At 63.6% G+C, this 9,278-nt stretch carries 16 protein-coding genes and 1 pseudogene; 2 read left to right on the plus strand and 15 right to left on the minus strand.

Annotated elements, in window-relative coordinates; all coding sequences use genetic code 11:
• The 11 genes from GOB81_RS16670 to GOB81_RS16720 form a co-directional block, all read right to left on the minus strand.
• Positions 1-146, minus strand: a 146-nt coding sequence (locus GOB81_RS16670) for a ParA family protein (protein WP_042061154.1), incomplete at its 3' end; no start/stop codon positions are given.
• The gene (locus tag GOB81_RS16675) at positions 143-1,168 is read right to left on the minus strand and encodes a replication initiator protein A (protein WP_338421388.1); all 1,026 of its coding nucleotides are present in this window, start codon (positions 1,166-1,168) and stop codon (positions 143-145) included. The genes GOB81_RS16675 and GOB81_RS16670, both read right to left, overlap by 4 nt.
• Positions 1,169-1,230: 62 nt before the next feature.
• A complete protein-coding gene (locus GOB81_RS16680; protein WP_010668883.1) occupies positions 1,231-1,482 on the minus strand; it encodes a helix-turn-helix transcriptional regulator in 252 nt (83 codons plus the stop codon).
• Positions 1,483-1,704: 222 nt separating this feature from the next.
• The gene (locus GOB81_RS16685; protein ID WP_018308127.1) at positions 1,705-2,253 is read right to left on the minus strand and encodes a DUF2285 domain-containing protein; all 549 of its coding nucleotides are present in this window, start codon (positions 2,251-2,253) and stop codon (positions 1,705-1,707) included.
• Positions 2,254-2,272: 19 nt separating this feature from the next.
• The gene (locus GOB81_RS16690) at positions 2,273-2,491 is read right to left on the minus strand and encodes a transcriptional regulator domain-containing protein (RefSeq protein WP_010518331.1); all 219 of its coding nucleotides are present in this window, start codon (positions 2,489-2,491) and stop codon (positions 2,273-2,275) included.
• Between the two features lie 138 nt (positions 2,492-2,629).
• The gene (locus tag GOB81_RS16695; protein ID WP_010518332.1) at positions 2,630-2,893 is read right to left on the minus strand and encodes a DNA -binding domain-containing protein; all 264 of its coding nucleotides are present in this window, start codon (positions 2,891-2,893) and stop codon (positions 2,630-2,632) included.
• A 130-nt stretch (positions 2,894-3,023) separates the two neighbouring features.
• Positions 3,024-3,308: a helix-turn-helix domain-containing protein gene (locus tag GOB81_RS16700; protein ID WP_018308128.1), complete on the minus strand. Its 285-nt coding sequence runs from the start codon at positions 3,306-3,308 to the stop codon at positions 3,024-3,026.
• Between the two features lie 180 nt (positions 3,309-3,488).
• A complete protein-coding gene (locus GOB81_RS16705) occupies positions 3,489-3,641 on the minus strand; it encodes a hypothetical protein (protein WP_010518334.1) in 153 nt (50 codons plus the stop codon).
• Between the two features lie 340 nt (positions 3,642-3,981).
• Positions 3,982-4,308, minus strand: a complete 327-nt coding sequence (locus tag GOB81_RS16710) for a DUF736 domain-containing protein (RefSeq protein WP_018308129.1) — start codon at positions 4,306-4,308, stop codon at positions 3,982-3,984.
• Between the two features lie 596 nt (positions 4,309-4,904).
• The gene (locus GOB81_RS16715) at positions 4,905-5,345 is read right to left on the minus strand and encodes a hypothetical protein (protein WP_023979781.1); all 441 of its coding nucleotides are present in this window, start codon (positions 5,343-5,345) and stop codon (positions 4,905-4,907) included.
• Between the two features lie 116 nt (positions 5,346-5,461).
• Positions 5,462-5,614, minus strand: a complete 153-nt coding sequence (locus tag GOB81_RS16720) for a hypothetical protein (RefSeq protein WP_010668868.1) — start codon at positions 5,612-5,614, stop codon at positions 5,462-5,464.
• Here GOB81_RS16720 and GOB81_RS16725 point away from each other — a divergent pair.
• Positions 5,613-5,999: a type II toxin-antitoxin system RelE/ParE family toxin gene (locus tag GOB81_RS16725; protein ID WP_010517758.1), complete on the plus strand. Its 387-nt coding sequence runs from the start codon at positions 5,613-5,615 to the stop codon at positions 5,997-5,999. The two genes, GOB81_RS16720 and GOB81_RS16725, sit on opposite strands and share 2 nt — an antisense overlap.
• The gene (locus tag GOB81_RS16730) at positions 5,983-6,306 is read left to right on the plus strand and encodes a helix-turn-helix domain-containing protein (protein WP_010517760.1); all 324 of its coding nucleotides are present in this window, start codon (positions 5,983-5,985) and stop codon (positions 6,304-6,306) included. Before GOB81_RS16725 ends, GOB81_RS16730 begins: the two co-directional genes overlap by 17 nt.
• A gap of 30 nt (positions 6,307-6,336) precedes the next feature.
• Here GOB81_RS16730 and GOB81_RS16735 read toward each other — a convergent pair whose 3' ends face one another.
• The 4 genes and pseudogenes from GOB81_RS16735 to GOB81_RS16750 all read right to left on the minus strand — a co-directional run.
• The gene (locus GOB81_RS16735; protein WP_010517762.1) at positions 6,337-7,266 is read right to left on the minus strand and encodes a DUF2493 domain-containing protein; all 930 of its coding nucleotides are present in this window, start codon (positions 7,264-7,266) and stop codon (positions 6,337-6,339) included.
• 320 nt (positions 7,267-7,586) lie between these two features.
• Entirely contained in the window at positions 7,587-8,633 is a 1,047-nt protein-coding gene (locus GOB81_RS16740) for a DUF7146 domain-containing protein (RefSeq protein ID WP_010517764.1), read from the minus strand.
• The gene (locus GOB81_RS16745; RefSeq protein WP_010517766.1) at positions 8,620-9,060 is read right to left on the minus strand and encodes a hypothetical protein; all 441 of its coding nucleotides are present in this window, start codon (positions 9,058-9,060) and stop codon (positions 8,620-8,622) included. The genes GOB81_RS16740 and GOB81_RS16745 overlap by 14 nt, the downstream gene beginning before the upstream one ends.
• A gap of 83 nt (positions 9,061-9,143) precedes the next feature.
• Positions 9,144-9,278: pseudogene (locus GOB81_RS16750) on the minus strand (DUF932 domain-containing protein); the annotation flags it as partial.

The following is a 9,278-nucleotide window of genomic DNA, read 5'->3' on the forward strand; positions in this document are numbered from 1 at the left end:
TGCGCCGACCAGTCCAGCGCCGAGCCCTGCGGGTCGGCATCGATGACCGTCACGCGCCGGCCTTCCCGAGCCCATTGGCCCGCGAGATGCAGCGCCAGCGTCGTCTTGCCGACGCCGCCCTTCTGGTTGAGGAGGGCCACGATCATGGCCCGTCTCCGCGTGCTTTTGGGCCGGAAACGGAGGGACCAGGGCCGTTATCCGCAAGGCGGCCCGCCCCATCAACATAAGAGTTAGATTCTAAGTTAGATAAGTTAAGGGCCGGAATCGCCGTTTCAGGCCAAAGACTTAGCTGCGATTCGTGCGTGCGAAGTCCCGATAGTCCTGCGTGTGATGTCCCGATAAGGGTTGCGTGTGAAATCCCGATACCATTCACATGGTTATCCACAGGAATTGTGGATAAGTCGGCCGGCAGGATGCGGAGCAATTCGCGCGCGCCGTCGCGCTCGATGCCCAGGCGATAGCCGGGCAACGACTGGCGGGCGGCGATATGCCGGATCTGGATGGCGAAATCCGAGACACGCACCAGGCTGCCGGATTTCGCATGCAGATGGGCGATCTCGAAGGTCCAGCCCGCACGCTGGCGGCCAGCATGCTTGCGGGCGATGCGATAGAGCCAGCGTTCGATGCCGCCGGTGAGGCGGAAATAGGCCGGGTCGATGGCAAGCACGAGCGAGCGGTCGATCACGCCGCGATAGAACCATTCGGGAATGACGATCTCGACACCAGCGGCGCGGCCCGTCTGGCTGGCACAGATCTCCCATTCGGTGATCCAGGAGAACTGCTGACGGCGCCAGTTCTGGCCGTTGCGGATCGTAGTGGCGACCACGGTGGACTGGAGCCGGGTCAGTGCCGCCTTGAGTAGCCCATAATCCCGCGCTCCCGTCTGACGCCCGATACTGCTCAGAAGCTGATAGGGCGTGAAGCGCAGGAAGCGCGATGTCGTAAGACCAAGATTTTCCGCCTCGACGATCTGGCTGGCGGCCCAGATCAGCACATCGGCGTCCCAGATCGTCGCCATGCCATGGTCGGGCATGCCGAAGACTTCGACACGGACGTCACCGGCTTCATAGAAGATCGGCACCGTGCGCTTTGTCTTCGCGAGCGAGAAGAACGGTCGCTCCATCAGGTCGCGCTGATCGCGCGGGCTGGCATCCCCGCCGGAGACCACGAACGGGTCGAGCCTGTTGCGTTCGCTTGCGCGCCTGGAACGCGGAATACCCGGCGCGGCATTCATCGTGGGTCATGCCCGGCGGCACGCGCCGCGTCATAATTCGGGTCGGAGGTGGATTTGCACGCACCGGCGGCTGCCCATACGTCGAGGTCATCGATCAGATAGACGACGCGACCACCAAGCTTGCGGAACGTCGGTCCTGTACCGTGGCAGCGATATTTTTCCAGTGTGCGCGGCGAAAGTCCGAGAATTTGCGCAGCCTCATGGGTGCGCAGATAGCGCGCCGGTGAGGGCGTGGGTCTGTTGAGCATGATATGCCTCCGTCCGGTTTTGAAGCGTCGCGGCGAAGTCGCGGCGGATCGGGATGACGGTGGCGAAGAAAGCAGGCGTTGGGGGTGGACGAAGATTTTTCAGACTCAGTGTCCACCTTCGGCGGACCATGACGCGCGCAAGAGTTACCGTGCGCAGCCGGGCGCAGGCCAGCGTCGAAAAAATGGAGGGAAACAGCGCAGGAGAGCGAAAAACGGCTGATGCTATTTGCCGTGTAAGAAATCCAGGTAACCGCCGTTTACCCGGTTCTCTGCGTCCTGAATCAGGCGATCCGCAAAGCGCCGCGCCGCAGTGTTCTTCCACTCGATGGAAGGTAAAATCGCCTGCCATGAACGGCCGGCGGCTATGGCGACCTCACGTGGGCCGCCACCAATTTCCTGAATGTCGAAGGCGATCAGAAGCTGAATCTGCCGCGCACGCTGGAGCGGCGTGAGCTGGAGCGCGCGTGGAAGCAGGGCAACGCGGCTGCCACGCAGATGCCGGAAAAAGCGCAACGCCACGTCGAGACGAAGCTCGCCGGCAGCGTCCAGCGGCAGCAGCACGGCGGGGCGTTGCAAGGCCGAAGGGTCCAGAAGCCGAAGAAAGAGATCGCCAACCGCGTCGCCGATCGTAAGCCACCCGCCATCCGCATCGTCGTGACGGGCCAGGATATTCCCCAGCATGGCGGGTTCGATCGGGGTCACCGTCGCGAAACCCGAGGGTGCCGGCGTGAGAATCAGCGTGGCCGGGGAGACCTCGGGCCTCCAGACCATGCGGCCGCGGCGGGCGGGTTCATCGGGAGCATGGACAAAAGCCCAACCCCCAGCGTTCGGCGAACGCCGCGCGCTCTGCGGCGGCGTCCGTTGCCCGGCGGGCGATGCGTCGTTGCAGGCGGGCATACTCGCGACGGTACGTCGCGTTGCGGCGCAGGAACTCGACGGCGAAACCGGAACGGTCCAGAGTGCTGATACGGTCGCGTATTTCCTGTGAACGCCAGAAGGATGTCGGCATGGTGACCTCCCTGTCTGGCCCCTCATACGGCAAGGGGGCAGCCTCAATTAGCCGGATCGGAACCGCGAGCGCATAGACCCTGATTTTCTATTGGGGAGAGTGCCGTGGGGGACCAGCGCGTGGGCCGGCGAAGCCCGGCTATTGCAGGCGCGGCTCCAGCAAATGCCGGTAGCCGGCTTTGGTCATCCAGCGCGCCCGTGCAAGATGGTTGTCGTAAACAGCCCTGGCGCGCACGGGTTCACAGACAGGATCGATTTTGAACAGCACCGCAACGACTTCGCGCCAGTCGGCACCTTCCTCGTCGGCGATCAGGAGGCGGAGATAAAGGTCGAGATGCTGCTCGTCATAGGCGTTCACACGCGCCGTCAGAGGCGGGTGATCCTGGAAGGATGGGTGGGTCATGACGATCCCTCGTGATAGCGCTGTTGGATCGGTTCGATAACAAATTCGTGGAATGACGACCGTTCGACGGTTCCGCGCTGACGCAAAAAACAACGCGGGGCCGAGTGGGAAGGCTGCGCGGCCAGGCCGATCAGGACGGCGCGCGTCTGCGACGGCCCGCATCCTGTCGCGTCTGTGGATCGGAAGTCTCGTGAAGAAACATGACACCACGCCCTTGCCCGGACTCGATGAACAGGATGCCCGCTGCTTCCAGCGCGCGGCGGACCTGGTCGATCGTGCCCTCATGGACACCAAGGCCACGCTCGGATTCAAGGCGCTTGAGCGCGGTCAATGCTACGAGGGCTTTTTCAGCGAGCCGTTCCTGTGTCCAGTTCAGGAGTGCCCGTGCCGCCCTTACCTGTCGGCCAGTGATCATCCATGATCACATCCGACATGCAGGGCATGCACACCAGAAATACGACTATAATAGTCGTATAATGGAGATTCAATATCGTTCTTTCAGTTGGATAGTGAGGAAACACCGGCGTCCTGCTTCTGATAGGACCGTCAGTGGGGTCCGCCGTCGGTACGGGCGACCAGACGAAAAGACCCCCGCTTACGCGGAGGCCTCCCCGTCGTGGCATTTTGCTGCGAATTGCGCGCATACCTGGTTCAGTTCACGCTCGATTTTGGCCCGCTCACGACGGCTGAGGTGAAAGCTGGTCAGTTCGGCGCGCAGCATCTGGATCTGGTCGTGTAGCGTGGTCATCGTCCTGCTCCTTTCGTTTTTCGAAGACAGGCCGTCGCCTCATGCGCGCGTGAATCGGGTCAAGGATCGCCGCAGGCGACCGCCCCAGCGGCGCGCGGGGGAGCCGATTTTGTCTGGTGTGCCCGTAGGGTGCGCCGGGCAAAATTGGGGGGACCGCGCGTCCTTGAGGCGGTTCACGCCGGGCATGGTACAATGGGAAGGCTGAGGGAAGCCCTGTTCCCCTTTCTTGCCCACACATTGGCAGATTGGGCGCGGCGCGACTGGTGCGCCCACCCGCCGGTTCGCGATCGGTCATGCGAAGGCCCCACCCGGACCGGCCGGGCGGGGGATCGCTGGCACCTCAGTCGCCGTTGCGGCGGCCGTTGGGGCGGGACCAGATCAGGCTGTAGCCCTCGCCGTCCTCGTCATCGAAGAGGTTGGCGAAGATCGGGGCGTTGAAGCTCGGATCGTCGAGCTTGAGGCTCAGATAGTCGCGCCCCTCGTTGGAGCGCCGGGACCAGGCCGCTCCGATCTCGACCCGGCCGACGAAGACGCGGTGGCTGGGGGCATTTTCGTTCAGGCGCGTGGTCTCGGGGGCGATGCGGACGTTGGGGGTCTGGAGCGAGAGGGTGACGATCTCGCCGTTATATCCGTTGCCGACTTTCTTGAAGGTGCCGATGGTAGCCATGATACTGCTCCGTGATCTCTGTTACCGAGCCCGCACCATTGCGGCCTCGATGGCGATCGGACAGACGGAGGCGAGCGGCGGCGCATCCCGTAGGGACCGAAGCGCAGCGGAGGACGGCGGGACGGAATTTTCTTGTTTCGCGAGGAATGACGGCGCAGCCGTCAGGGGAAGAAAATTATGGACCGCTGTTGCGCCATGGCCGATCGAGGCGCAGCCGACCTTCGGCTAGATCAGCCATCTTGAGAGGCGGCATGCGTGCGCGGCCCGACAGAGCACACATCACGGAGACTATGGCCACCCGCGCCCCACGCAAGTGTCGGCCAGGAAGGGGAAGGCATCGTCATGCCCTGCTTCCGACCCTGCACACGCCCCGTTCCGGGACTGCGTTTCGCACGGACACGCCCTGCCTTCCGGGATTCCACCGGCCGATGCTGACAGGAAGCGCTGGACGTCCACGCTCCAGGGAAAGAGCACCTTCAGCCAATATGCTGCAATCAGGGCCTCATCGATCGCTCCTGCCATACCCTCCTGACAGCGAGGCGGCCAGATGCGAAAGCCCCCGATCCTGTCCTGCCTCGCCGGTTGCCAGAGCGGTGTCAGACCCGCGCGATATTGCCGCCGGACGGTCCGGGTGGGGCCACGGTTGTAAAGCGGATGAAAGCGGTGACGCCCACCGCGATCGCGCCGATGATGGAGAAAAAGAGCTGCCACGCCGGAGACGGCATCAGCATCTGGGCGATCCCATGTGTCGTGCTGTAGCCCATGATAATGGCGGGCACCGTATAGAGCAGGACGATCAGCAGCTTGAGCCACATCCACGGCACCAAGGCGAAGGCGATTTGGCCAATAACGAAGGTTGCAGCGCCCGCGACGAAACCGACGATGATCCCGCCGACAACACCAGCACCCGCACCATACGCCCAGAACCCGGCCATCAGACCCATGGCGCAGGGCAGGGCGAAGACTGCCACGGTAAAGAACAACCAGCACAGGAAGCCAATGCCGGCGACGAGCAGGAAGGGAGCAAGGATGAACATGGCGGCGGTCTCCGTGCAACCGACAATGTCGGACGGTCGCGCCTGCCACCACCACCACGGCGCAACCCGCATTATAGCGCAGATGATACGGTGACCGGAACGAAAATCCGCGCGGCTTACGTCCCGCCGGTGACGATATCATCGAAATCTATCGCTGGTATGCGGACGTTGCGGTCAATCAGGTCGAGCGTTATTGCCTTCCCCCGTGATCCGGTGGCGTTGCGAAGAACCTTGCGATCCATAGCACCTGGTGCTACATAGGAGGTCATGACCAATGCCGAGCCATCCCAGCGGGCATTCAAGACCGCCTGGTTCGCCAGGGCGGCCCGGAAAGCTCGCATCAAAGACGATGAACTCTGCAAAGCGATCCGGGAGGTCATGAAGGGTCAGGCCGTCGATCTGGGTGGTGGTGTCTTCAAGAAGCGCCTGAACAAGAACCTGCATCGCAGCATTATTCTTGCGAAAGGCGGTCGATACTGGATCTACGCCTATCTGTTCGCGAAGAAGGACCGGGACAATATCGATAGCGATGAACTGGAAGACTTCCGGACCCTCGCCAAAGCCTATGCCGTGCTGACCGGGGAACAGGTCGAACGGCTTTTGAAGGATCGAGACCTGACGGAGATATGCCATGGCGATGAAGAGAAAAAATAGCTTCCGGAGCGACATTTCCGAGGCCATTCATTCCGGGGCGGTAATGCTGCACAAGGTCGGCGCGCTCGACAAGGCGACGATGCGTGATTTTGACACGCGCCATCTGGTGGTGCCCCCTGCGATCGAGCCGATCGAGATCAAGCGTCTCCGCGAGGCGAACAATGTCAGCCAGCCGGTCTTCGCGCGGTATCTGAACACGAGCGAAAGCACGGTCGAGAAGTGGGAGAGCGGCGCCAAACGGCCGAGCGGGATGGCGCTCAAGCTGTTGAGCGTCATTCAGAAGCACGGTCTTGAGGTTCTTGCCTGAGACGCTGGCTTGCGGGGAAGGAGAGAGCGCTCACGCGCCGCCTCCGAACCGCAGGACCGGGATACCGAGCCGCTTTGCCTTGTCGGCCAGATTTTCCTGGATGCCTGAACCGGGGAAGACGATGACGCCGATCGGCATAGTGTCGAGCAGCGCATCGTTACGACGGAAGGGCGCGGCCTTGGCATGCCTGGTCCAGTCCGGCTTGAAGGCGATCTGCACGATATCGCGGTGATCGGCCCAACGTGAGGCAATGAACTCAGCACCTTTGGGCGAGCCACCGTGGAGCAGCACCATGTCGGGATGCTTGGCCCGCACCTTATCCAGCCGGTCCCAGATCAGGATATGGTCGTCGAAGTCCAGGCCCCCGGTCACGACCACCTTGGGGCCGGGCGGGACCAGCAACTCGCCCTCGGCGCGGCGTCGGGCGTTGAGGAAATCGCGGCTGTCGATCATGGAGGCCGTCATGGTGCGACGTGACACCAGCGAGCCGGCCTTCGGACGCCACGCGCTCAGGGTCAGGCGCTCGAACTGCTCCTGCGCCTCGTCGCGGAAGATCTCGTAGGCGTTGCGGCGCTCGATCAGGGTCAGCCCTTCGGCGATCAGCCGCTCCAGTTCCACCGAGCGGATCTCGCTGCCATCCTGTTCCTGCTGGCTCCGTTTCTGCGCCTGCTCGTTGCGGTCAAGCTCACGCTCAACCTGGCCGACCATGCGGTGGAAGATGTTCACGGTGGACCAGAGCAATGCTTCGAGATCGGCTTCCAGCCGTGTGTCGGTCAGCGTCGCAGCGATGGCGTCGAAGATGTCGGCCACAGCACCCCCGATGCGCTGCGCTTCGGGTAGCGGCCTGGGGTCCGGCTCGTCCGCGAAGGGACGGTAGCCATACATCTGGAGTTCGGTCAGCACATGCGCGGTGGATGAAGCGGCGTGCGGCGGTTCGAAATCGTCGGTCATGCGGGTCATGAGGCTGTCCTCCCAGGTCTCCGGCTGCGCCCTTCGCGGCCTTTCCGGGGGCGGACAGCGGCAGACCAGGGACGGGCCGGAACCGCGCGCTGGCGCGCGGCCGCAGCACAGCGAAGGATGGCAGGGGGCCGGCTATTTTGCCTCGCGATGTAAAGCGCCCCCACAGGGCGCGACGGAAAATAGCCGGCTCACGCCATTGAAGGCCCGGCCCGGCTGACGCCCGCTCCCCACTTGAAAGGCCGGGGCGCGGACCTGCCGGACGGGAGGCAGGACAGGCCCGCCGACAGAAGACGGCCCCCCCACTCCTCTTTCCGGCCCGCTCAGGTATCGGCGGCCTCCAGAAAGCGTGCCACGTCCGCTGGCGCGAGTTGCGGATGCAGGATCGCCCGCAGCGCGCCGCGTCCCAGCGCACGGAGATCATCATTGAAATCGCCCAGCCGTGGCGACAGGCCGATCAGTTCGATCCCGGCGTCACCCGCGCGGGCGTGCAGCGTCGCCAGCGCCTGATCCCCGGCCGGATCGTCGTCGCGCAGGACGTAGAGACGGCGTAGCAGCGGCGGAAAGATCAGGGCAGCGAGATGTGCCGAAGACAGGCAGGCGGCCAATGGCAGATCGGGCAGAACCTGCCGCAGCGAAAGCACCGTCTCGATGCCTTCCCCGGCGGCGAGCACGTCGGATGCCACCCCGAAGCGCACGGCATGACCGAGCAGCCCGCCCAAGGCACGGCGCGGATGGTCGACCGGTGCCTTGCCACGGCCGTCCGCCGCCAGCCAGGTGCGATGCACACCGGTCAGAGTGCCGTCGAGGTCGGTGACAGCGGCGATCATGGCGGGCCAGGTCTCGGTCAGACCGTCCTCGTCCGGGCGGTAAAAGCAACGCGGATGGAAGCGCAGGGCTTCGGTTCCGTGCAAAAGCGTAATGTCGCGTCTACGGAGATACGCGTCTACGGATGTGCCTATGATCGGCCCGGACATGGCCCAGAGCCGTCGTGCCGCTTCGGAAGAACTGGCGGAAGCACGCTCACGGGCAGGTCGGTCCTGTGACGGCGGCACTGGGTCAGGATGCGGCAGGCTGAGGAAGGCGCGTGCCTCGTCGGCCACGTCGCGGAAATCCACCAGGCCGAGGCTTTCGCGGATCACGTCGAGCAGGTCGCCATGCTCACCCGACTGAGCGTCCGTCCATTTTCCCGCCCTGCCGTTGGCGGTGTCGTGGAGCCGGACGAACAGCGACCGGCCGGGCGTATTGCGCACGTCACCGACCAGCCAGTAATTGCCGTGACGGCGACCGGCGGACAGATACTGCCGGCACACCGCCTCCGCGTTCTCCGCCAGCCGACGGGCGAGATCGCCTGCATCATGCAAGGTCATCGCCCTGCCCTCCTGTGTCGGGATTGCCTCCGTCCAGGGCGATCGCCAGCCAGCGATCGGTGGTCATCCATGAAATCGTTTTGCGCCTGCCAAGGTCAAGCAGATGCGCACCGCCGCTGAAGGCGCCTATCCGGGGACGTGAGGCCGTATTGGCCCACTGGAATCCCCATCGGCCCCGCAACCGGAATATTCGCGCACAGCGTAGCACGAATTCCACCACCTGATGCGGATCTCCGATCGTCTCATCGTGCATCCAGAGTTTCGTGCCGCCATATTCGGGCACGATCGATAGGACAAAACCGTCAGAGGGTGGATCTTCCGCCGCCAGTTCGTCCATGAACGCATTGTAGAGGTCGAGCGCCTTTGCGGCATTGTCCACTGTGCCCACATCGAGAACGCAGGAAAAATGCGTGAAGAAATCAGCCATCGGAAAAACTCCCGAAACGAAAAAGCCCGGCGCAGTGGCCGGGCTCGTAAAAACGTCTTTACGGAAAAGCGTGCAGTCGTCTTTCAGGACGCACGCTCCATCAGCCTGCGGGCCTTCTCCTCCAGATCCAGCCGCGTGTCCTGATTGGCCTTTGTCCGCGCCAGCGCCGTGATCCCCTGCACGAAATCGAACACGCTCTCCGGCTTGCGCCCTTCCTC

It is taken from the genome of Acetobacter conturbans, assembly GCF_011516755.1.
In the GTDB taxonomy this organism is placed as follows: domain Bacteria; phylum Pseudomonadota; class Alphaproteobacteria; order Acetobacterales; family Acetobacteraceae; genus Acetobacter; species Acetobacter conturbans.

Coding starts and splice junctions, on each gene's coding strand:
- GOB81_RS16690 (WP_010518331.1), bottom strand. CDS start 2,491: ATGCCGACATCCTTCTGGCGTTCACAGGAAATACGCGACCGTATCAGC.
- GOB81_RS16715 (WP_023979781.1), bottom strand. CDS start 5,345: ATGTTCATCCTTGCTCCCTTCCTGCTCGTCGCCGGCATTGGCTTCCTG.
- GOB81_RS16695 (WP_010518332.1), bottom strand. CDS start 2,893: ATGACCCACCCATCCTTCCAGGATCACCCGCCTCTGACGGCGCGTGTG.
- GOB81_RS16735 (WP_010517762.1), bottom strand. CDS start 7,266: ATGACCCGCATGACCGACGATTTCGAACCGCCGCACGCCGCTTCATCC.
- GOB81_RS16700 (WP_018308128.1), bottom strand. CDS start 3,308: ATGATCACTGGCCGACAGGTAAGGGCGGCACGGGCACTCCTGAACTGG.
- GOB81_RS16745 (WP_010517766.1), bottom strand. CDS start 9,060: ATGGCTGATTTCTTCACGCATTTTTCCTGCGTTCTCGATGTGGGCACA.
- GOB81_RS16705 (WP_010518334.1), bottom strand. CDS start 3,641: ATGACCACGCTACACGACCAGATCCAGATGCTGCGCGCCGAACTGACC.
- GOB81_RS16725 (WP_010517758.1), top strand. CDS start 5,613: ATGACCAATGCCGAGCCATCCCAGCGGGCATTCAAGACCGCCTGGTTC.
- GOB81_RS16680 (WP_010668883.1), bottom strand. CDS start 1,482: ATGCTCAACAGACCCACGCCCTCACCGGCGCGCTATCTGCGCACCCAT.
- GOB81_RS16740 (WP_010517764.1), bottom strand. CDS start 8,633: ATGACCTTGCATGATGCAGGCGATCTCGCCCGTCGGCTGGCGGAGAAC.
- GOB81_RS16685 (WP_018308127.1), bottom strand. CDS start 2,253: ATGGTCTGGAGGCCCGAGGTCTCCCCGGCCACGCTGATTCTCACGCCG.
- GOB81_RS16720 (WP_010668868.1), bottom strand. CDS start 5,614: ATGACCTCCTATGTAGCACCAGGTGCTATGGATCGCAAGGTTCTTCGC.
- GOB81_RS16710 (WP_018308129.1), bottom strand. CDS start 4,308: ATGGCTACCATCGGCACCTTCAAGAAAGTCGGCAACGGATATAACGGC.
- GOB81_RS16730 (WP_010517760.1), top strand. CDS start 5,983: ATGAAGAGAAAAAATAGCTTCCGGAGCGACATTTCCGAGGCCATTCAT.